At 74.1% G+C, this 21,380-nt stretch carries 18 protein-coding genes; 11 read left to right on the top strand and 7 right to left on the bottom strand.

Annotated features, from left to right (window positions below; genetic code table 11):
• Positions 1-159 precede the first annotated feature (159 nt).
• The 4 genes from LN652_RS18525 to LN652_RS18510 all read left to right on the top strand — a co-directional run bounded on the left by LN652_RS18525 (position 160) and on the right by LN652_RS18510 (position 5,388).
• Complete coding sequence (locus tag LN652_RS18525; protein WP_329958444.1) at positions 160-1,008, top strand: acyltransferase family protein; 849 nt, start codon at positions 160-162, stop codon at positions 1,006-1,008.
• A gap of 67 nt (positions 1,009-1,075) precedes the next feature.
• Positions 1,076-2,854 (top strand): acetyl/propionyl/methylcrotonyl-CoA carboxylase subunit alpha, encoded by a 1,779-nt coding sequence (locus LN652_RS18520; protein ID WP_230442058.1) that lies wholly within the window; start codon positions 1,076-1,078, stop codon positions 2,852-2,854.
• 213 nt (positions 2,855-3,067) lie between these two features.
• A complete protein-coding gene (locus LN652_RS18515; protein WP_230442057.1) occupies positions 3,068-3,694 on the top strand; it encodes a TetR/AcrR family transcriptional regulator in 627 nt (208 codons plus the stop codon).
• On the top strand, positions 3,691-5,388 hold the full coding sequence (locus LN652_RS18510; protein WP_230442056.1) for an FAD-binding dehydrogenase: 1,698 nt from the start codon (positions 3,691-3,693) through the stop codon (positions 5,386-5,388). Before LN652_RS18515 ends, LN652_RS18510 begins: the two co-directional genes overlap by 4 nt.
• Here the strand turns inward: LN652_RS18510 and LN652_RS18505 are convergent.
• The 3 genes from LN652_RS18505 to LN652_RS18495 all read right to left on the bottom strand — a co-directional run bounded on the left by LN652_RS18505 (position 5,385) and on the right by LN652_RS18495 (position 7,916).
• On the bottom strand, positions 5,385-6,620 hold the full coding sequence (locus LN652_RS18505) for a hypothetical protein (RefSeq protein ID WP_230442055.1): 1,236 nt from the start codon (positions 6,618-6,620) through the stop codon (positions 5,385-5,387). The two genes, LN652_RS18510 and LN652_RS18505, sit on opposite strands and share 4 nt — an antisense overlap.
• Complete coding sequence (locus LN652_RS18500; protein ID WP_230442054.1) at positions 6,617-7,111, bottom strand: SigE family RNA polymerase sigma factor; 495 nt, start codon at positions 7,109-7,111, stop codon at positions 6,617-6,619. The genes LN652_RS18505 and LN652_RS18500 overlap by 4 nt, the downstream gene beginning before the upstream one ends.
• 106 nt (positions 7,112-7,217) lie before the next feature.
• Positions 7,218-7,916, bottom strand: a complete 699-nt coding sequence (locus tag LN652_RS18495; RefSeq protein ID WP_230442053.1) for a TetR/AcrR family transcriptional regulator — start codon at positions 7,914-7,916, stop codon at positions 7,218-7,220.
• A 129-nt stretch (positions 7,917-8,045) separates the two neighbouring features.
• Between LN652_RS18495 and LN652_RS18490 the strand changes: the two genes are divergently transcribed.
• From LN652_RS18490 to LN652_RS18475, 4 genes are all read left to right on the top strand, one after another.
• The gene (locus LN652_RS18490) at positions 8,046-8,984 is read left to right on the top strand and encodes an NAD-dependent epimerase/dehydratase family protein (protein ID WP_230442052.1); all 939 of its coding nucleotides are present in this window, start codon (positions 8,046-8,048) and stop codon (positions 8,982-8,984) included.
• Between the two features lie 63 nt (positions 8,985-9,047).
• A complete protein-coding gene (locus LN652_RS18485) occupies positions 9,048-12,431 on the top strand; it encodes a pyruvate carboxylase (protein WP_230442051.1) in 3,384 nt (1,127 codons plus the stop codon).
• Positions 12,432-12,537: 106 nt separating this feature from the next.
• Entirely contained in the window at positions 12,538-13,506 is a 969-nt protein-coding gene (locus LN652_RS18480; RefSeq protein WP_230442050.1) for an RNA polymerase subunit sigma-70, read from the top strand.
• Positions 13,503-13,928, top strand: coding sequence for a DUF6069 family protein (locus LN652_RS18475; RefSeq protein WP_230442049.1), 426 nt, complete (start codon positions 13,503-13,505; stop codon positions 13,926-13,928). Before LN652_RS18480 ends, LN652_RS18475 begins: the two co-directional genes overlap by 4 nt.
• Here the strand turns inward: LN652_RS18475 and LN652_RS18470 are convergent.
• Positions 13,909-14,853 carry an SGNH/GDSL hydrolase family protein gene (locus tag LN652_RS18470; RefSeq protein ID WP_230442048.1) on the bottom strand — a complete coding sequence of 315 codons (945 nt, stop codon included), beginning with the start codon at positions 14,851-14,853 and terminating at the stop codon, positions 13,909-13,911. The genes LN652_RS18475 and LN652_RS18470 overlap by 20 nt on opposite strands.
• Entirely contained in the window at positions 14,850-16,076 is a 1,227-nt protein-coding gene (locus LN652_RS18465) for a SpoIID/LytB domain-containing protein (protein ID WP_230442047.1), read from the bottom strand. Before LN652_RS18465 ends, LN652_RS18470 begins: the two co-directional genes overlap by 4 nt.
• Positions 16,077-16,173: 97 nt before the next feature.
• On the opposite strand from LN652_RS18465, the gene LN652_RS18460 reads away from it, so the two are divergent.
• The 3 genes from LN652_RS18460 to LN652_RS18450 are packed head-to-tail and all read left to right on the top strand — an operon-like array spanning position 16,174 to position 18,598.
• On the top strand, positions 16,174-16,974 hold the full coding sequence (locus LN652_RS18460; protein WP_230442046.1) for a hypothetical protein: 801 nt from the start codon (positions 16,174-16,176) through the stop codon (positions 16,972-16,974).
• A 37-nt stretch (positions 16,975-17,011) separates the two neighbouring features.
• Positions 17,012-17,665 carry a hypothetical protein gene (locus tag LN652_RS18455; protein WP_230442045.1) on the top strand — a complete coding sequence of 218 codons (654 nt, stop codon included), beginning with the start codon at positions 17,012-17,014 and terminating at the stop codon, positions 17,663-17,665.
• 24 nt (positions 17,666-17,689) lie between these two features.
• The gene (locus LN652_RS18450; RefSeq protein WP_230442044.1) at positions 17,690-18,598 is read left to right on the top strand and encodes a DNA-formamidopyrimidine glycosylase family protein; all 909 of its coding nucleotides are present in this window, start codon (positions 17,690-17,692) and stop codon (positions 18,596-18,598) included.
• Here LN652_RS18450 and LN652_RS18445 read toward each other — a convergent pair.
• Together LN652_RS18445 and lpdA are read right to left on the bottom strand one after the other, a co-directional pair.
• Complete coding sequence (locus LN652_RS18445; RefSeq protein ID WP_230442043.1) at positions 18,534-19,925, bottom strand: NAD(P)H-quinone dehydrogenase; 1,392 nt, start codon at positions 19,923-19,925, stop codon at positions 18,534-18,536. The two genes, LN652_RS18450 and LN652_RS18445, sit on opposite strands and share 65 nt — an antisense overlap.
• Complete coding sequence (lpdA, locus tag LN652_RS18440; RefSeq protein WP_230442042.1) at positions 19,925-21,325, bottom strand: dihydrolipoyl dehydrogenase; 1,401 nt, start codon at positions 21,323-21,325, stop codon at positions 19,925-19,927. Before lpdA ends, LN652_RS18445 begins: the two co-directional genes overlap by 1 nt.
• Positions 21,326-21,380 lie beyond the last annotated feature (55 nt).

Below are 21,380 nucleotides of genomic sequence, written 5' to 3'. Positions count from 1 at the left end.
CGACCACCTCCCCGGCGGCCTCCCGGCCGGCTGGCACACCCGCACCGTGGGCGAGCTCCAGCGGCTGGCCGACGAGGCGGGCGCGGCCGGGTCCGCTCCCGCCGGCGCTGGGCCCGCCTCGACACGACGGTCGCCCTGCGGGCACTGGCGATCCTCTTCGTGGTCGCCAGCCACGTCGACCTGGTCCGCCTCGAGGGCGGCGCCCACCTGCTGCTGGCCCTCGCCGGCTTCAACTTCGCCCGCTTCCAGCTCTCCGCCGCCGGTGGCGCCGGCGTCCGGCTGCGCCACGGCCTCGCCGGGCTGTCGCAGCTGGTCGTGCCGTCGGTGCTGTGGGTCGGGACCGTCGCGCTCGTCCTCGGCAGCTATGACTGGGCCACCACGTTCTTCGTGCGCGAGCTGGTGAGCTCCTCGGAGTGGGACGACCGGTGGCAGCTGTGGTTCCTCGAGTCGCTCGTCTGGCTCACCGTCGGCGCGCTCGCGCTCACCTGCGTGCCGGCCCTGCACCGCCTCGAGCGGCGCGACCCGTTCCGCTTCGCGCTCGCCGTGCTCGCGCTCGCCGCGCTCGCGCGATTCGCCGAGGTCGGCCTGCGCGCGGGCCACACCGAGCGCTACACCACGCTCGTGGTGGCCTTCTTCTTCGCGCTCGGCTGGGCGGGCGCCCGGGCTGACAGCACCCGGCGCCGCCTGCTCGTGTCCGCGCTGGCGACCGCGCTGACCGTCGGGTTCTTCGGCCAGCCGCACCGCGAGGCGATCGTGCTGGGCGGCTTCCTGCTGATGCTGTGGCTGCCGCACGTGCCGGTGCCCGCGCGGCTGGCGCGGGCTGCGGGCGTGCTCGCGGGCGCGAGCCTGTTCATCTACCTCACCCACTGGCAGGTCTACCCCGCACTCGAGGACGCCGGCCACCCGTGGCTCGCGCTGGGGGCCTCGCTGGCCGTCGGCATCGCCTTCGGACGCGTCGTACGTCCGTTGCACCATGCTGTCGGTCGGGCCGTGCTCGGGTCGCGGTAGCCTGCCCAGCGGTACGCCACCCCGGCCACCCGGCCGCCCCATCCCGTGTCACCGCCAGGAGTCCCGCGTGAGCTTGAAGAAGGTCCTCATCGCCAACCGCGGCGAGATCGCCGTCCGCGTCATCCGCGCCTGCAAGGACGCCGGCATCGGCTCCGTGGCGGTCTACGCCGAGCCCGACCGCGACGCGCTCCACGTGCGGCTCGCCGACGAGGCCCACTCCCTCGGCGGCGCGACGCCGGCCGACTCCTACCTCGACATCGCCAAGATCATCAAGGTCGCCACCGACTCCGGCGCTGATTCTGTGCACCCCGGCTACGGCTTCCTCGCCGAGAACGCCGACTTCGCCCAGGCCGTCATCGACGCCGGGCTCGTCTGGATCGGCCCTCCGCCCGCCGCGATCGAGGCGCTGGGCGACAAGGCGAAGGCCAAGCACATCGCCGACCGCGCCAACGCCCCGCTCGCCCCCGGCACCAAGGACCCCGTCGCCGACGCCGACGAGGTCGTCGAGTTCGCGAAGGCCAACGGCCTGCCGGTGGCGATCAAGGCCGTCTTCGGCGGCGGCGGGCGCGGCCTCAAGGTCGCCCGCACGCTCGAGGAGATCCCCGACGCCTACGAGTCCGCGGTCCGCGAGGCCGTGACGGCGTTCGGTCGCGGCGAGTGCCTGGTCGAGAAGTTCCTCGACAAGCCGCGCCACGTCGAGACCCAGTGCCTGGCCGACCAGCACGGCAACGTCGTCGTCGTCTCCACCCGCGACTGCTCCCTGCAGCGGCGCAACCAGAAGCTGGTCGAGGAGGCGCCCGCGCCGTTCCTCACCGACGCCCAGCTCGCCGAGCTCTACGACTCCTCCAAGCGGATCCTCAAGGAGGCCGGCTACCACGGCGCCGGCACGTGCGAGTTCCTCGTCGCGCAGGACGGCACCATCTCGTTCCTCGAGGTCAACACCCGCCTCCAGGTCGAGCACTGCGTCTCCGAGGAGGTCACCGGCATCGACCTGGTCCGCGAGATGTTCCGCATCGCGGCCGGCGAGGAGCTCGGCTACGACGACCCCGAGATCCGCGGCCACTCCATCGAGTTCCGCATCAACGCCGAGGACGGCGGCCGCAACTTCATGCCCGCACCCGGCACCCTCTCGGCGTGGTCGCCGCCGTCGGGTCCGGGCGTACGCCTCGACGGCGGCTACGAGAACGGCGAGACCGTCCCCGGCTCGTTCGACTCCCTCATCGCCAAACTCATCGTCACCGGCACCACCCGCACCCAGGCGCTCGAGCGCTCGCGCCGCGCCCTCGACGAGTTCGTCGTCGACGGCATGCCGACCGTGATCCCGTTCCACCGAGCCGTGGTCTCCGACCCGGCCTACGTCGGCGCGTCGACCCCGTCCGGCGAGGGCGAGTTCACCGTCTACACGCAGTGGATCGAGACCGAGTTCGACAACCAGCTCGAGCCCTACTCCGGCGACGTCGCCGAGGGCGAGGAGGCCGGCGAGCGGCAGAAGGTCACCGTCGAGGTCGGCGGCCGCCGCCTCGAGGTCGTCCTCCCGGCCGGGCTCGGCGGACTGGCGGTCGGCGGCGCCGGCGGCGGTGCGAAGAAGGCCGGCAAGCGCTCGGCGAAGAAGGCCGGCGCCGCGGCCTCCGGCGACGCCGTCACCTCCCCCATGCAGGGCACCATCGTCAAGGTCGCGGTCGACGAGGGCGCCACCGTCGCCGAGGGCGACGTCATCGTGGTCATGGAGGCGATGAAGATGGAGCAGCCCCTCAAGGCCCACAAGGCCGGCACCGTCACCGGCCTCCAGGCCGAGGTCGGCGCCACCGTCACCAACGGCGCGGTCATCTGCGAGATCAAGGACTGACGTCCGCCGCCCGCCTGTTCTCCCCGCCGAGCGGTGTCCCACCCACACTCCGTCGTCCGAGAGTGTGGCTGGGGCACCGCTCGTGGCGTACCTGACCGTGGCGCACCCCCGAGCGGTGTGCCACCGACATTCCGTTGCCCGAAAAGGTGGCTGGGACACCGCCCCGGCAAACATTAGATAGCGAGCACTCGCTTTCTATGTGACACTGGGCGCATGACCACCGCGCCCGTCCGTCGTACGCAGGCCGAGCGCCGCGCCGGCACCATCGCCGCGCTCCTCGACGCGACGGCGGCGTGCCTGGCCGAGAGCGGGTACGCCGCCACGTCCACCGCGGCCGTCTGCGCGCGCGCCGGAGTCAGCCAGGGCGCGCTGTTCCGCCACTTCCCCACCCGCCAGGCGCTGCTGGTGGCGACCGCCGAGCACGTCGCGCGGCGCAACGTCGAGGAGTTCCGCACGACGGTCGGCTCCGACGTGGCGAGCGTCGACGCGGTCACGGACGTCCTCGCCCACCTGCGCACCGCCGTGCTCTCCCCCGCCAACCAGACCTGGCGCGAGCTGCTGGTGGCCGCCCGCGCCGACGCCGACCTCCGCGACGCGCTGGTCCCGGCGCGCGAGTCGCTGCAGGAGCGGATGCTCGCCGTCGCCGGCGACCTCTGGGCCGCCCGGCTGCCGGCCGACGACCTCGCCCCGGTGCTGAGCATCGTCGTCAACTTCCTCGACGGGCTGGCCTTCTCCGCCCTGGACCCCGACCCCGCGGCACCACCGGGCCGCACGGTGGAGCGGGCGCTGCGCCTGCTCGCCGAGATGATCGTCAGCCGCTACGAGCAGGAGACCCGATGAACGACTTCACCCCCGACGCGATCGTCGTCGGCGCCGGGCTGGCCGGCCTCGTCGCCACCCACGAGCTGGCGCTGGCCGGCAAGCGGGTCCTGGTGCTCGACCAGGAGAACCGCGCCAACCTCGGCGGGCAGGCGTGGTGGTCGCTCGGCGGGCTGTTCTTCGTCGACAGCCCCGAGCAGCGCCGGATGGGCATCACGGACTCCCCCGAGCTGGCCTGGCAGGACTGGCAGGGCTCGGCGCAGTTCGACCGGCTCGGCGACGGCACCGACGGCCCCGGCCGCGGCGAGGACCTCTGGCCGCAGCGGTGGGCCGAGGCGTACGTCCGGTTCGCCCACGAGGAGAAGCGCGACTATCTCCGCGCCCTCGGCCTGCGCTCGCTCCCGTTCGTCGGCTGGGCCGAGCGCGGGGACGGCCGGGCGCTCGGCCACGGCAACTCCGTGCCGCGCTTCCACCTCACCTGGGGCACCGGCCCCGAGGTGGTGCGGATCTTCGCCGAGCCGGTGCAGCGCGCCGAGGAGGCCGGGCTGGTGCGCTTCGCGTTCCGCCACCGCGCCGACGAGCTGGTGGTGGAGGACGGCGCGGTCGTCGGCGTCCGCGGCGCGGTGCTGGCCGAGGACGACGCGGCCCGCGGCGTACGGTCGAACCGCGACGTGGTGGGCGACTTCGACCTCCGTGCCCCCGCCGTCGTGGTGACCTCCGGCGGCATCGGCCACAACCACGAGCTGATGCGCCGCAACTGGCCCACCGACCGCGTCGGCCCGGCCCCCGACCACCTGATCTCCGGCGTCCCGGCCCACGTCGACGGACGGATGCAGGGCATCGCGGAGGCGGCCGGCGCGACGATGGTCAACAAGGACCGGATGTGGGCCTACGTCGAGGGCATCCACAACTGGGACCCGGTCTGGCCCGACCACGCGATCCGCATCCTGCCCGGCCCGTCGTCGATGTGGTTCGACGCCACCGGCAGGCGGCTCGAGGGGATGTCCGGTGTGCCGGGCGCGGACTCGATCGGCGCGATGAAGCAGATCCTCGCCGCCGGTCACGACTACTCGTGGTTCGTGCTGACCCAGTCGATCATCGAGAAGGAGTTCGCCCTGTCGGGCTCGGAGCAGAACCCCGACATCACCGGCAAGGACCTCAGGTTCCTCGCGCAGAGCCGGCTCGCCAAGGGCGCGCCCGGACCGGTCGAGGCGTTCAAGGAGCACGGCGTCGACTTCGTCGTGGCCGACTCGCTGGACGAGCTGGTGACCGGCATGAACGAGCTGGCGCGGGGGCCGAAGCTCGACGCCGAGTCCCTGGAGCGCGAGATCGTCGCCCGGGACCGCGAGGTGGCCAACGACTTCAGCAAGGACGTGCAGGTGATGGCGATCCACAACGCCCGCCGCAGCCGCACCGACAAGCTGATCCGGGTGGCGAAGCCCCACCGGATCCTCGACCCCGCCCACGGCCCGCTCATCGCCGTGCGCCTCAACATCCTGTCCCGCAAGACCCTCGGCGGCCTGGAGACCGACCTCGACGGCCGCTGCCTGGCCGCCGACGGCACCCCCGTCCCGGGGCTGTACGCGGCGGGCGAGGTCGCCGGGTTCGGCGGCGGCGGGGTGCACGGCTACAACGCGCTCGAGGGCACCTTTCTCGGCGGCTGCATCTTCTCGGGGCGGGCGGTCGGGCGGGCGCTGGGCGGGTCCCGGGCCTAGCCGGACGCGCGGAGCGCGCCGGTGGCGTAGACGAGGAGCGCCTCCACCGTCAGGTCGGTGGTGCTCACGACCGACAGCTCGCCGGTGCTGGGTCGCCAGGCGACCACGCGCGAACCGTGCCCGCCGGACCGGTCGATCTTCGCCACGCGCAGCAGGACGGTGCCGTCGTCGGTGAGGGCGAGGGTGCTGAGGCCCCAGTTGCTGTAGTTGGCCTCCGGGTCGAGCACGGGCAACCGGTGCTGTGGGGTCAGGGTCTCGCGGTCCGCGACCACCACGCTGTACTGCTGGTCGTCGTAGGTCGTCCCCACCACCGTGTCCGCGTTGGCCTGCAGGCGCGACAGCCGTCCGGTGAGGTCCATGCTCACCTCGCGCGGGGCGCCTCCCGCGTAGTCGGTGAGGACGTTGGGCTGGTCGAAGTCGGCGCTGGTCAGCCAGGCGCCGTCGGGGTCCAGGGTCGACTCGATCCCGCTCGGGGCGAACGTCTCCGAGGTCTCCCCGGAGGCGGCGTCGACGGCGTACGCCCGGGCGCCGGTGACCAGCAGCAGGGTGTCGTCGTCGCGGAACGACCAGCCGGTGTCGTCGCGCGGGACGAAGCCGTCCGGGACGGGGACGTACGCAGCACTGCCGCTGGCGAGGTCGTAGGTCGTGACGCCGTAGTCGTGGCCGGACGGGTCCCCGTCGGGGTAGTAGGAGATCGCCAGCCGGGTGCCGCTCGGGCTGAGCGCGAGGACGGGGTGCCGGCCGGCGACCGGCACGGTCCGCCACTCACCCCCGCTGCCGAGCACCTGCGCGACGCCGTCCTGCTCCACCGCGACGACCGCGGCGTCGATCGGGGCGTCGGCGAGCGGCGGGGACGACGCGGGGGGCGCGATCGTGCGCGGGAGCGCGGGGGCCACCCGGTCGGGTGCGGCCGGCAGCCGGTCGACCTCGCGGGGATCCCACTCCGGCCAGACCTTCGCGACGTCGTCGTCACGGACGGACGGGCTCGGCGCGGGGGTGGGGTCGGTGTGGGCGCCGTGCGCGTGGGGGGCGGCCGGCTGGGGCGAGCCGACGCGACCCACGCCCTGGACGCCGACGACGACCGCCACGGCCAGGGCGGACGCGGCCGCCGCCGCGGCGGCACCTCGCCGGCGCGTGCGCCGACGCCGCGCGACCCGGAGCGCCGCGTGCTCGAGGCGAGGGTTCTCGACGCGATCGGTCGCGCCGGCCAGCAGGTCGTGCAGCTCGTTCATGGGTGCCCTCCGGTGAGGTCGAGCAGTTCCGGGGCGCCGGTCCGCAGCCGCGCGAGGGCGGCGGCGTTCTGGCTCTTGACCGTCCCGATGCTGACGCCGAGGATCTCGGCGGTCTCGCGCTCGGAGAGGTCGTCGAGGTGCCTCAGGACGACGACCGCCCGCTGGGCGGCGGTGAGCCGCATCAGGGCCTGCCGCACCACCAGCGCGGCGGCGGGATCGCTGCTCGCTCCGTCGCCCACGGCGAGGTCGGCGTCGGTGCCGACGGTCTCCCGACGACGCCTCCACCAGCTCACGTTGTCGCGCACGACGATCCGGCGGGCGTACGAGGTGGGGTCCTGGTCGCGGAGCCGGTGCCAGCGCAGCGCGACCTTGACGAGCGCCTCCTGCACCAGGTCCTGCGCACGGTGCAGGTCGCCGGTGAGCAGGTAGGCCGACCGCAGCAGGGACTGCTGGCAGCCCGCTGCCCAGTCGGTGAACCCCTCGTCGTCCACTCCCCGGTCCCCCCGCTGGTGATGTCGTGCTGCAACCTCTCACAGGGAGAACGCTCCAGCGCCCCGTAGAGGTTGGCGCGACTTCGCCTCGCCCGACCTGGCGCCGCTAGCCGAGGCCGACCGTCGCCACCAGCACGTCGAGGTGGTGCTCGAAGATGTCCTTCGGGTCGGTGAAGGTGTCCGCGCCGTACTGCCCGAAGACCTCGAAGCTCACGCAGCCGAACAGCGCCGCCCACGCCAGCATGCCCCGCGCGACCAGCTCGTCGGGGGCGGTGAGGGCGAGGTCCCGGCGGAGCCGGGCGAGGTCGCGCGCGAGCCGCCGCGGCGCCACCCCGGCCCCGGGAGCGGGTGCGACTCCGGCCGCCCAGGCGTCCTCCCACACCGCGACGAGCCGGAGGATCACCCGCGTGCCCGGCACCACGGTGCGCTCGGCCGGCGCCTCGTAGCCCGGGACCGGGCTGCCGAAGAGCAGGGCGTACGTCGCCGGCTCGGCGACGGCCCACGCGCGCACGGCGCGGCCGATCGCCCGCATCCGGCCGGCGTGGTCGGCGCGGGCGACCTTCGCCTCGGCGGCGTCGACGGCGTCGCCGAGCTCGTCGTAGCCGTCGACGACGAGCAGGGTCAGCAGCTCGTCCCGGCTCGCGACGTAGCGGTAGACCGCGGACGACACGATGCCGAGGTCACGCGCCACCGCCCGCAGGGACAGGGCGGCTGCGCCGTCCGTGGCGAGGTGGGCCCGGCCGATCCGGACGATGTCGCGCATGGTCTGCTCGCGCGCCCGGGCGCGGGGCGAGGTCTCCGACATGCCGCCCAGTGTGCCACAGGAGCGAGCGGTGTTATCTGAAGAGAGCACCGCTCTTGCTTTCGCCCTTCCATCGATGCATGCTTGCTTCACCGAGAGCACCGCTCTCTCTTTGGATCCCGAGGAGCACCCATGTCCGTCCACGTCGTCACCGGAGCCGGTCCCGTCGGCTCGACCGTCGCCCTCCAGCTCGCCGAGGCCGGCGAGCAGGTCCGCCTGCTGACCCGCTCGGGCTCCGGGCCCGAGCACGCGGGCATCGAGCGGAGGAGGGTCGACGTGTCGCGTCCCGACCACCTCGACGAGGCCCTCGCCGGCGCGGTCGCGGTGCACCACTGCATCCACGGCTCGCGCTACGACGCCCGCACCTGGCGCGCCGAGCTGCCGCTGGCCGAGAAGGTCGTCCTCGAGGCCGCCGGCCGCGCGGGCGCCGTCGTGGTGTTCCCGGAGAGCCTCTACTCCTACGGCCCGGTGGACGGGCCGATCACCGAGGACCTCCCCCGCGCGGCGTCCGGCGGCAAGCTCGGCGTCCGTACCGACCTGCTCGCCCAGCGCGACGCCTCCCCCACGCCCACCGTCAGCGTCGCGGCGTCCGACTTCTACGGCCCGCTGGTCCGCAACGCCCACGCGGGCGAGCGCATGGTGCCGACCGTCCTGGCCGGGCGCACGATGCGCGTGGCCGGCAGCCTGCACCAGCCCCACTCGTTCACCTTCGTGCCCGACCTCGCCGCCGCGATGGTCCGCGCGGCGGCCCGCGAGGACCTGTGGAACTCGTTCCTGCACGCCCCGACCGCGCCGGCGCTCACCCAGCAGCAGCTCGTGGAGATGGTCGCGGCCGCCGGGGGCGTCCCGGTCCCGCGGACGTCCTCGATCCCGGGCGCGCTGATGACGGCGGTCGGCCTGGTCTCGCGCGACATGCGCGAGCTGGCGGAGACGTCGTACATGTTCACCGCGCCGTTCGTGCTCGACTCCAGCCGCAGCGAGGAGCGGCTCGGCCTCGCGCCCACCCCGCTCGCCGACGGGCTCGCGGCGACCGTCGCGTGGTGGCGCGCCCAGGTGCCGGCGGCGGCCTGAGCGGCCAGCCACGGTACGGACGAGTAACCCACGTCACACGCGTACCTCGGTAGGTTGCGCCCCATGTTCTCCAAGGTGCTCGTCGCCAACCGTGGCGAGATCGCAGTCCGGGCCTTCCGAGCGGCGCGCGAGATCGGCGTGCGCACGGTGGCCGTCTTCCCGCACGAGGACCGGGGCTCCGAGCACCGGATGCGCGCGGAGGAGGCCTACCAGATCGGCGAGGTCGGCCACCCCGTCCGCGCCTACCTCGACCCCGAGGCCATCGTGCGGGTCGCCGTCGACTGCGGCGCCGACGCGGTCTACCCCGGCTACGGCTTCCTGTCGGAGAACCCCGCCCTGGCCGAGGCGTGCGCGGCCGCCGGCATCACCTTCATCGGCCCCAGCGCCGAGGTCCTGACCCTCACCGGCAACAAGGCCCGCGCCATCGCCGCGGCGAAGGCCGCGGGCGTCCCGGTGCTGGAGTCGGTGCCTCCGTCGACCGACGTCGACGCGCTGGTCGCGGCGGCCGAGCGGATCGAGGCCCCGCTCTTCGTCAAGGCCGTCGCCGGCGGCGGCGGGCGTGGCATGCGCCGCGTCGACGACCGTGCCGACCTGCGCGAGGCGATCGAGACCTGCATGCGCGAGGCCGAGGGCGCCTTCGGCGACCCGACCGTCTTCATCGAGCAGGCGGTCGTCGACCCGCGCCACATCGAGGTGCAGATCCTCTCCGACGGGACCGGCTCCGAGGGCGGCGTGATCCACCTCTACGAGCGGGACTGCTCGGTGCAGCGCCGCCACCAGAAGGTCGTCGAGATCGCCCCGGCCCCGAGCCTCGACCCCGACCTCCGGGACCGGATCTGCGCCGACGCGGTCCGCTTCGCCCGCGAGATCGGCTACCGGAACGCCGGCACCGTCGAGTTCCTCCTCGACCCGTCCGGGAAGTACGTCTTCATCGAGATGAACCCCCGCATCCAGGTCGAGCACACCGTGACCGAGGAGGTCACCGGCGTGGACCTCGTGCAGGCGCAGATGCGGATCGCCGCCGGCGCCACGCTCGCGGACCTCGGCCTCACCCAGGACTCGGTCGCGCCCCGGGGCTTCGCGCTGCAGTGCCGGATCACGACCGAGGACCCGGCCAACGGCTTCCGCCCCGACACCGGCCGGATCACGATGTACCGCTCCCCCGGCGGCCCCGGCGTACGCCTCGACGGCGGCACGACCTACACCGGCGCCGAGGTCAGCCCCCACTTCGACTCGATGCTCGCCAAGCTCACCTGCCGCGGCCGCACCTTCGAGGCCGCCGTGCAGAAGGCCCGGCGCGCCCTGCTGGAGTTCCGCATCCGCGGCGTCTCGACCAACGTCGGCTTCCTGCAGGCCGTCCTCGCCGACCCCGACTTCGCCGCCGGCGGCGTCACCACCTCCTTCATCGAGGACCACCCGCAGCTGCTCAAGGCCCAGGTCGGCGGCGACCGCGCCACCCGGCTGCTGGAGTTCCTCGCCGACGTCACCGTCAACCAGCCCCACGGCGCGGCCCCGGTCACCGTCGACCCGGTCAGCAAGCTCGCCCGGCTCGACCGGTCGCAGCCGGTGCCGGACGGCACCCGCCAGCTGCTGCGCGCGGTCGGCCCGGAGGAGTTCGCCCGACGGCTGCGCGCGCAGACCACCGTCGCGGTCACCGACACCACCTTCCGCGACGCCCACCAGTCGCTGCTCGCGACCCGCGTCCGCACCCGCGACCTGCTCGCCGTCGCCGACCACGTCGCCCGCACCACGCCGCAGCTGTGGTCGGTCGAGTGCTGGGGCGGCGCGACCTACGACGTCGCACTGCGCTTCCTCAACGAGGACCCGTGGGAGCGGCTCGCCGCGCTGCGCGAGGCGATCCCCAACATCGGCCTGCAGATGCTGCTGCGCGGACGCAACACGGTCGGCTACACGCCGTACCCCACCGAGGTCACCGAGGCCTTCGTCCAGGAGGCGGCGGAGACCGGGATCGACGTGTTCCGGATCTTCGACGCCCTCAACGACGTGTCCCAGATGCGCCCGGCGATCGACGCCGTCCGGGCCACCGGCACCTCGGTCGCCGAGGTCGCGCTGTGCTACACCGGCGACCTCTCCTCCCCGGACGAGAAGCTCTACACGCTCGACTACTACCTCCGGCTCGCCGAGTCGATCGTCGAGGCGGGCGCCCACGTGCTGGCGATCAAGGACATGGCCGGCCTGCTCCGCGCGCCCGCCGCACGGACCCTGGTGACGGCGCTGCGCGAGCGGTTCGACCTGCCCGTGCACCTGCACACCCACGACACCCCCGGCGGCCAGCTCGCCACGCTGCTCGCCGCGATCGACGCCGGCGTCGACGCCGTCGACGGCGCCGCGGCCTCGATGGCCGGCGGCACCTCCCAGCCCGCCCTGTCCGCGCTCGTCTCCGCGACCGACCACTCCCCCCGCGAGACCGGCCTCTCGCTCGCGGCGGTCAACGCGATGGAGCCCTACTGGGAGGCCGTGCGCCGCGTCTACGCGCCGTTCGAGTCCGGGCTGCCCGCCCCGACCGGACGTGTCTACCGCCACGAGATCCCCGGCGGCCAGCTCTCCAACCTGCGCCAGCAGGCGATCGCGCTGGGCCTCGGCGAGAAGTTCGAGCAGGTCGAGGACATGTACGCCGCCGCCAACGACATCCTCGGCAACGTGGTCAAGGTGACCCCGTCGTCCAAGGTCGTCGGCGACCTCGCCCTCGCCCTCGTCGCCGCGGGCGCGGACCCGGCGGAGTTCGAGGCCGACCCGGCGTCCTACGACGTCCCGGACTCGGTGGTCGGCTTCCTCAGCGGCGAGCTGGGCGACCCGCCCGGCGGCTGGCCGGAGCCGTTCCGGAGCAAGGCGCTGGCCGGCCGGACCTGGAAGCAGCCCGCCGAGACGCTCACCGACGAGCAGCGCGCCAGCCTGTCGTCCGAGCGCCGCGCGACGCTCAACGAGCTGCTCTTCCCCGGTCCGACGGCGGCCTTCCACGAGTCGCGCGAGACCTACGGCGACCTCGGCGGCGTCTCGACCATCGACTACCTCTACGGCCTGCGCCGCGGCGAGGAGCACCGCGTCCGGGTCCGCGAGGGCCGCGAGATGCTGTTCGGCCTCGAGGCGATCAGCGAGGCCGACGAGCGCGGCCTGCGCACGGTGATGGCCACCGTCGACGGCCAGCTGCGGCCCGTGCAGGTGCGCGACCGGAGCGTCTCGGCCGACGTCGCCTCCGCGGAGCGGGCCGACGGCTCGGCGGGCCAGGTCGCGGCCCCCTACGACGGCGCCGTCACGGTGACGGTCGCCGAGGGCGACACCGTCGAGGCCGGCCAGACCGTCGCGACCATCGAGGCGATGAAGATGGAGGCCTCCATCACCGCCCCCGTCGCCGGCACCGTCCAGCGGGTGGTGATCGCTGCCACCAAGGCCGCCGAGGGCGGCGACCTGGTGCTGGTGATCGGCTGATCCACCCCCAGGCGATGAGTTCCGGCGCCCCGGACCGTCATACCCGTGACACCGACGTCACGAGAGGATGGCGAGAGCCGTGGAGACACTGGAACGGGAGCCGGTCGTGGACGACCTGACGGAGATCGACGAGGAGGCCTTCACCGCGCACGCGATGCGGCACCGCCGCGAGCTGCACGTGCACTGCTACCGCATGCTCGGGTCGTTCGAGGATGCCGAGGACGCCGTGCAGGAGACGTTCCTGCGGGGATGGCGACGCCGCGACACCTACGCCGGGCGCTCGACCTTCCGGGCGTGGCTCTACCGGATCGCGACCAACACCTGCCTCGATGCCCTGGCCGCGCGTCGGCCCGCCCCCGCGACCGGCGGCGAGGTGCCGTGGCTGCAGCCCTACCCCGACCGCCTGCTCGACGAGCTTCCCGCGCACGACGCGGACGGACCGGAGGCCAGCGCGCTCGCCCGCGAGACCGTCGAGCTCGCCTACCTGGTCGCCCTGCAGCACCTCGCCCCGCGCCAGCGCGCCGCGCTGCTGCTCCGCGACGTGCTGGGCTGGCCCGCGAAGGACGTGTCCGACCTGCTCGGCGACTCCGTGGCGTCGGTCAACAGCGCGCTGCAGCGGGCGCGCGCCGCGATGCGCGAGCGCCTCCCGCGCGAGCGCCAGGACTGGGCCGGGGCCGCCACCGACGGGGCCACCGTCGACCTGGTCCGCCGGTTCACCGACGCGAGCGTGGCCGCCGACGTCGCCACGATCGCCACCATGCTGCGCGAGGACGTGAGGTTCGCGATGCCGCCCACCGAGGGCCTGGTCGTCGGCCGCGAGGCGGTCGTCGCGACCTGGGTCGCGGACGGCTACGAGGGCATGACCGGGCTCCGGCCGCTGCCCACCGCGGTCAACCGGCAGCCCGCCGTCGCGTACTACCTGCGCGACGACGCCGCCGACGCGTGGCTGCCGCTCACCCTCGACGTGCTGCGGGTCTCCGGCGGTGCCGTCACCGAGGTGACCACCTTCGGGGCCGAGCAGTTCCCCCACCTCGGGCTCCCCGAGCGCCTCACCGACGGCGCGGTGACCCCGTGAGCGCGTCGACCCGCGCCCCGGTCCGCGCACCGAGCCGGCTGCTCCTCCCGGGCCTCCTCGCCGCGGCCGCGGCGAGCACCGTCACCGCGGCTGCTGCCGCGCTGCTGCGGGCAGCGGGGACCGACTACGTGGTGCAGGGCGGCGAGGTCGTCCCCGTCTCCGGCATCGCCGTCGTCACCGGGGTGTCGTGCCTCGCCGGGCTCGCCCTGGCCGGCCTCCTGTCGCGGTGGGTGTCGCGGCCGGCCGACCGGTTCCTCCAGGTGGCGACGGCCCTGACCGCGCTCTCGCTCGTCCCACCGGTCGTGTGGGCGGACGACGTCGCCACCGGGGCCGCCCTGGTGGGGCTGCACCTGCTGGCCGCGGCCGTGATGGTGCCGGTGCTGGTCAGGAGCCTCCGGGCGCTCAGCCCTCGGGCTCGTTGAGCACGACCACGTCGGGGTCGGGCTCGGCGTACTCGGTGACCTCCGGCTCCTCGCCGGTGACCGCGCGGTAGACCTCGGTCGCGACGGCCCGCATCCCGTTGATCTTGGGGTGGAACGGCGCGGCGACCCCGGCGCGGAAGCGCGGGCCGTTGACCCAGGCGCGCCCCTTGGCGCACACGTCGTGTCCCTCGGAGACCGCCTCCATGTCGACGTACTGCGCCCCTCCGCGGCGCGCGCCGCGCGCGAGGGCGTCGTTGAGCAGGCCGGCCACCTCGGCGACCGGGCCGAGCGTCGCGGCGTCGACGCCCACGGCGCCGCACGTGCCCTCGGTCGGCAGGATGTCGGGGTAGCCGACGACGTAGACGGTCGCGTCGGGCGCCCGGCGGCCGATCCGGCGGACCGCCTGCTGGACGTTGTCGGCGACCTTCGCGGTGTCGGCCCGGAGCCGGTCGACGGGGCACGCGGCGGCCGGACCCTCCTGGCAGCCGATGAGCGCGTCGTAGATGCCGAAGTCGTTGCCACCCATTCCCAGGGTGACCAGGTCCGTCCCGCGGGTCACCGCGTCGAGCTGCGGGCCGGTGGTGTTGCCGTCGAACATCGTCATCGTGCCGGTGAGGTCGGCCGTGGTGGCGGCGGAGCAGGTGACGTCGGTGTAGGAGGCGACGTCGAGCCAGTCGGCGAGGAACGCGGGGTAGTTGTCGTGCGAGCGCGCGCACCCGGTCGGGTCGGTGCGCATGGTGCCGATGAACGGTCCGGCCGAGAACGAGTCGCCGAGGGCGACGTAGTCGACGTCGGAGGTCACCTCGGTGTCGACCACGGGGTCGGGCAGCGGGTCGTCGTCCCCCGCGGCCTCCCCCGCCTGGCACCCGGCGGTGCCGAGGACGAGGACGGCGAGCAGTGCGGCGACCCGGCGCACCCGCCTCACGGGCGCGCCCGGCCGCTCTGCCGCGGCGTCACCGCGAAGGTGAACCAGTCCGAGGCCAGGCCGAACGCCGTGCGCACCGTGTCACCGTCGACCCGGACGGTGCCGGTGGTGCCGACGAACGCCATGTCACCCACCCGGCCGCCCCAGTCGCCGTTGCCGTCGCGGGTGGTGACCTCGATGCCGGTCAGGTCGCCGATCGCGGGCCACTGCGCCTCGACCTGCGTGTCGTCGATCGTCGTGGTCCACGTGGACCACTTCGGGTTGTCGACGCCGTCGTAGGGGTCGGGCTGGGCCACCAGGTAGGGCATCGAGCCGGCCGAGGAGAAGCCACCGTTGCTGGCGGAGAACTGGGTGAACGCCGGCCGTCCCTCGTAGGTCAGCCCCTGCTTCGCCGTGGCCTGGATCGCCGCGGTGGCGGCGGGGTGCTCGACGTCGACGCCGCCGTAGACCTGGCACTGCGAGGTGTCGCACAGGTCGTAGTGCCCGGCCGACGGGTGCGAGCGCTCGAACGCGGCGTAGGTCCGGGCTGCGACCGACTGGGCGCTCACCGCGGCGGGCTGCCACAGCGCCGGCACCTCCTGCGGGACCACGCCGCGCAGGTAGGCCTCCATGCCGAGCCGGTTGACGGTCTGCCGCTTGCCCTGCCGCGGCGCGACCGACTGCAGCGAGCCCCGGTAGTCGCGGCGCCCGGTGGGCGTGACGAGGGTCAGCGGCCCGCTGCGCGAGGAGAGCTCGGCCTCGCCGGGGACCCGCTTCCAGGTCCGCCAGCGCGAGCCGGTGGTGCGCTGGACGAGGGTGTCACCGCCCTTCGCGACCAGGCGCCACTTGCGTGCCGGGAGCGACGGGAGCCGCCAGGAGCGGTCGCGGGCGAGGCTGGTCACCTTGATGCCGGGGCGTGCGACGACCTGCACGTCGCGACCGGTGTCGGCGGTGATCAGCACCCGCACCTTGCCGCGCACCTCGCCCCACGTCGTGCCGGGGTAGTAGAACTCGACGATCTGCTGCCAGGTCAGCCCCTGGAGGGCGGCGCCCTGCGCGCCGTACTGCGAGAGCCCGTGGCCGTGGCCGTAGCCGTGCCCGGTGATCGTGATCGCCGTGCTGCCCGGGGTCGTCCAGGTCTCGACCTGACGGCGCTGCTGCTCGCCGGCGGCGGCCGGGGTGGCGAGCGCGGGCAGGAGCAGCGCGCTCGTGGCGAACGCCAGTGCGGTGCGGGTGAGCGTCATGTCGGCTCCTCCCCCGGGGGTCGGCAACAGAACCACCGAGCGTACAGGCGGTTGCTGAGAGCCCGCAGGGGGTCGGCGGAGGTGGGAGACTGGGCCGATGATGGGTCGGCGCCGTCGGGACAGGCGCGAGCGCGAGCTCGCCGAGCTGGACGCGTTCCGCCTGGTGCGCCGGGCCGCGGACGAGGACGTCACCCGCTTCGGCGAGGAGCTCACCGGCCTCCACCTCGACACCCTCGGCGCCGACCTGGACGACCGGGCCAGGGCCGACTACCAGCACGCCCTCGACGACTACGAGCAGGCCAAGGCCGTGCTCGCCCGCGCCTCCTCGACCGCCGACGTCGCGGGAGTGACCAGCACCCTGGCCGACGGACGGTTCCACCACGCCTGCGTGCTCGCGGCGCAGGCGGGCGACCCGCGACCGACCCGTCGACCGCCGTGCTTCTTCGACCCCGCCCACGGCCCGGCAGCCCGGGACGTCGAGTGGGCTCCGACCGGAGGGGTCGCCCGCAGCATCCCGGTGTGCTTCCGCGACGCCGAGAGGCTGGTCGCGGGCGAGCAGCCGGACGTCCGCCTGGTCCGCCTCGGCGACCGCCGCGTGGCGTGGTTCGCCTCCGGTCCTCGCTACGCCGCGTGGGCCGGCGGGTGGTACGCCGAGCTGGTCGCCGAGGGCCGGTTCGAGGCCGAGCGGCTCACCATGGCGTACGTCGGCAGGGCCCCCGGGCAGGCCGGTGCGCAGCTGCCTGCCGCGGCGGCGTGGAGCGACCCCGGCGCCTGGACCGACGGCGGGATGATCGGCGGCCACGACTACTCGGGCTGGGGTGACGGCGGCGGGGTCGGTGGCGACGGCGGCTTCGACGGAGGCGGGGGTGACGGCGGAGGCGGTGGAGGCGGCGACTGACCGGGCGCCGGCTGCCGCCCGTGGCAGACTGCCGGTCATGTTCGGGGGACGGCGCCGCAGGCGCGAGGAGGAGCTGGCCGCCACGGATCGCTGGCGGGTGGCGCGGCGGATCATGGACGAGGACGTCACGGTGCTGGGCGAGCAGGTCGCCGGGCTCCACGTCGACACCCTCGCCGACGACCTCGACCCCGCCGCGCGCGACCACTACCGCCGCGCGCTCGAGCACTACGACCAGGCCAAGGCCCGGCTCGCCGCCAGCACCACGGTCGAGGACGTCGTCGCCGTCGAGCAGCTCGCCGCGGACGCGCGCTTCCACCGCGCCGCCGTGCTCGCGCTGCGCGACGGCGAGCCGCTCCCCCAGCGCCGCGAGCCCTGCTTCTTCGACCCGCGCCACGGACCCGCCGTGCAGGACGTCGAGTGGGCGCCGCCGGGCGGTGTCGCCCGCACCGTCGCCGTGTGCGCCGCCGACGCCCGACGCCTCGCCGGCGACGAGCAGCCCGAGGTCCGGATGGTCCGCGTCGGCGACCGCTGGGTGCCGTGGCACGAGTCGGGCGGCGTCGCCGAGGTGTCGCGCCGCGCGCTCACCGCGGTCGGTCGCGGCCGGCACGGCGACGGAGCACGCCGCGTCGTCGACCAGGCCGCCGTGGAGATCAGCGCGCGCAGCGCCGGCGGCGGCGGCTTCGGGACCTGACCTCCCGCCTGTGACACTGGACGGGTGCCCGAGGGAGACAGCGTCTGGAAGCTCGCCCGCCGGCTGGACCGCCAGCTCGCCGGTCGCACGGTCGTGCGCTCGGACTTCCGCACTCCCCGCCTGGCCACCCGCGACGTCGCCGGCCGCACGGTGCTGGGCCACGACACCCACGGCAAGCACCTGCTGACCCGCCTGTCGGCCACGGACGGCTCCCCCGCGGCCACGCTCCACAGCCACCTCCGGATGGACGGCTCCTGGTCGACGCTCGCCGCCGGCAAGCGCCTGCCCGGTCGGGTCCAGCCTCACGTGCGGCTGGTGCTGACCCTCGACGACGACCGCACCGTCCACGGCGTGCGGCTCCACGACCTCGACCTGGTGCCGACCGACCGCGAGCACGACCTCGTCGGACACCTCGGTCCCGACCCGCTGCGGGAGGACTGGGACGCCGAGGAGGCGGTGCGCCGCGTCGGGTCCGACCCGGCCCTGCCGCTGGTGAGCGCGCTGCTCGACCAGCGCCGGATGGCCGGCCTCGGCAACCTGTGGGCCAACGAGCTGGCGTTCCTCACCGGTGTCAGCCCCTGGACGCCGGTGGGCGACGTCGACGTCGAGCGGCTGGTGGGGCGCGCCGCGACCATGCTGCGCCACTCGGCCACCGTCGAGGGTGCCTACCAGGTGACGACCGGGTCCTCGGCGAAGGGCGACGACCACTGGGTCGTCGGGCGGCAGCGGCGCGGCTGCCGCCGGTGCGGCGGGCCGGTCAGCACGGCCGAGGAGGTCGCCGGCGACGCCGCCAACCGCTGGTCGTGGTGGTGCCCGGCCTGCCAGCCCGGTCCGGGCCCCGAGGCCCGGGTCCGGTCCGGCTCCGGTGTCAGACCCGGTGCAGCCGGCGCGCGGCCTCGGCGATCGACCCGCTCATCGAGGGGTAGACGGTGAAGGCCTGCGCCAGCTGGTCGGCGGTCAGCGACTCGGCGACCGCGATGGAGACCGGGTGGATCAGCTCGGAGGCTCGCGGGCCGACCACGACGCCGCCCACCACGATGCCCGTGCCGGGGCGGCAGAACAGCTTGACGAAGCCGTCGCGCACGCCCTGCATCTTGGCCCGGGCGTTGCCCGCGAGCGGCAGGGTGACCACCTCGGCGGTGATCTCGCCGGCGTCGACCGCCTGCTGCGACCAGCCGACGGTGGCGATCTCGGGCGAGGTGAAGACGTTGCTGGAGACCTTCTTGAGGTCCAGCGGCGCGACCGCGTCGCCGAGGAAGTGCCACATCGCGATCCGGCCCTGCATCGCGGCCACCGAGGCGAGCATCAGCACGCCGGTGCAGTCACCGGCGGCGTAGACCCCGCGGGCAGTGGTGCGCGAGACCCGGTCGACGGTGATGAAGCCGCCCTCGTCGGTGGCGACGCCCGCCTCCTCGAGCCCGAGGTCGGCCGTGTTCGGGACCGAGCCGAGGGCCAGGATGCAGTGGCTGCCGGTCACCGTGCGGCCGTCGGTGAGGGTGACGGTGACCTCGTCGCCGTCGCGGGTCACCGACTGCATGCGGGACTTCCCGAGCACGTTCATCCCGCGCCGGGTCAGCACCTCCTCCAGCACGAGGGAGGCGTCCGCGTCCTCGCCGGGCAGGACCCGGTCGCGGCTGCTGACGAGGGTGACGTCGATGCCGAGGGAGAGGTAGGCGCTGGCGAACTCCGCGCCCGTGACGCCGGAGCCGACCACGATCAGCTTCTCCGGGACCTCGGTCAGGTCGTAGACCTGCTCCCAGGTGAGGATCCGCTCGCCGTCGGGCTGCGCGCTGGGCAGCGTGCGCGGCGCCGCGCCCGTCGCGACGATGATCGCGTCGGCCCGCAGCACCTCCTCGCCGTCCGCGGTCGTCGCGGTGACGGTGAGGTCGGGACCGAGCCGGCCGCGACCGGTCACGACGCGTACGCCGTCGCGCTCGAGGCGCGCGGCGATGTCGGCCGACTGGTCGGCGGCGAGCTGCTTGACGCGGGCGTTGACCCGGCCGAGGTCGACCGCGATCGACGTCGCCGCGTCACCCTCGTGGTCGCGGAAGTTCACCCCCAGCTCCCGCGCCCCGGCCAGGTCGGCCATGAGCTCGGAGGTGGCGATCAGCGTCTTGCTCGGCACGCAGTCGGTGAGGACCGCGGAGCCGCCGACGCCGTCGGTGTCGACGACGGTCACCTCGGCGCCGAGCTGGGCGGCGACGTGGGCGGCCTCGTAGCCGCCCGGACCGCCACCGACGATGACGATGTGGTCGGCCATCAGAAGTTGATCATGTGGCCGGCGATGCCGTGGACGGCCTCCTTGACGGCCTCGCCCAGGGTCGGGTGCGCGAAGACGTTGCGGGCCACCTCGTCGGCCGTGAGGTCCCACTGCTGGGCCATGGTGAGCACCGGGAGCAGCTCGGTCACGTTGGGGCCGATCATGTGGGCGCCGATGATCTCGTTGTGCTCGGCGTCGGCGACGACCTTGACGAAGCCGATCGGCTCGCCGAGGCCCATGGCCTTGCCGTTGGCGGTGAAGGGGAAGGACGCGGTCTTGACGTCGTAGCCCTTCTCCTTGGCCTGCGCCTCGCTGTAGCCGAAGGACGCGATCTGCGGGTTGCAGTAGGTCGCGCGCGGGACGAAGTCGAAGGCGACCGGCATGGTCTCGGCGCCGTTGATCGTCTCGGCGGCCACGATGCCCATCGCCTCGGCGACGTGGGCCAGCATCATCTTGCCGGTGCAGTCGCCGATCGCGTAGACGTTCTCGACGTTGGTGCGGCCGAAGTCGTCGATCTCGATCGCGCCGCGCTCGGTGACGGTGACGCCGGTGTTCTCCAGGCCGTAGCCCTTGACCCGCGGCGCGAAGCCGAAGGCCGCGAGGAACTTGCCGGCCTCGAGCACCTGCTCGTCGCCGCCCGCGGCCGGGGCGACGGTGACCTTCACGCCGGAGCCGGTGTCCTCGACGTTCTTGACGGCGGTGGAGGTCAGCACCTTCACGCCGAGCTTCTTGTAGTGCTTGGCGAGCTCCTTGGAGATGTCGGCGTCCTCGGTCGGCACCATCCGGTCGAGGAACTCCACGATCGTCACGTCGACGCCGAAGTTGGCCATGACGTAGGCGAACTCGACGCCGATCGCGCCGGAACCGCCGATGATGATCGACTCGGGGAGCTGGTCGGTGAGGATCTGCTCCTCGTAGGTGACGACGTTCTCGCTGAGCTCGACGCCCGGCACCAGGCGCACGGTCGCGCCCGCGGCGATGATCAGGTTGTCGAAGGTGTAACCGGTCTTCTGGCCGTCCTTCTCCACGTCGATCCCGGTCGCGCTGGTCAGCGTGCCCCAGCCGTCGATCTCGGTGATCTTGTTCTTCTTCATCAGGAAGTGGACGCCCTTGACGATGCCGGCGCTCACGTCGCGGCTGCGCTTGTGGGTCGGCCCGAACGCCATGGTGGCGTCGCCCTCGATGCCGAACTTCGCCTTCTCGTGCTGGAGCGTGTGCGCGAGCTCGGCGTTCTTCAGCAGCGCCTTGGAGGGGATGCAGCCGACGTTGAGGCAGACACCTCCCCAGTACTTCTCCTCCACCACGGCCACCTTCTGGCCGAGCTGGGCTGCGCGGATCGCGGCGACGTAGCCACCGGGGCCGGCGCCGAGGACGAGGGTGTCGAAGTGCGTGTCGGTCACACCCCCAGCCTAGTTGTCCGCCCCCGCGACGGCACACCGGGAGGCGACGGCTCGG

Origin of the sequence: Nocardioides okcheonensis, from assembly GCF_020991065.1 — a bacterium.
Classification (GTDB): domain Bacteria; phylum Actinomycetota; class Actinomycetes; order Propionibacteriales; family Nocardioidaceae; genus Nocardioides; species Nocardioides okcheonensis.
Note: the sequence above shows the minus strand (reverse complement) of the source record. Positions and strands in the feature narration are given on the sequence as shown.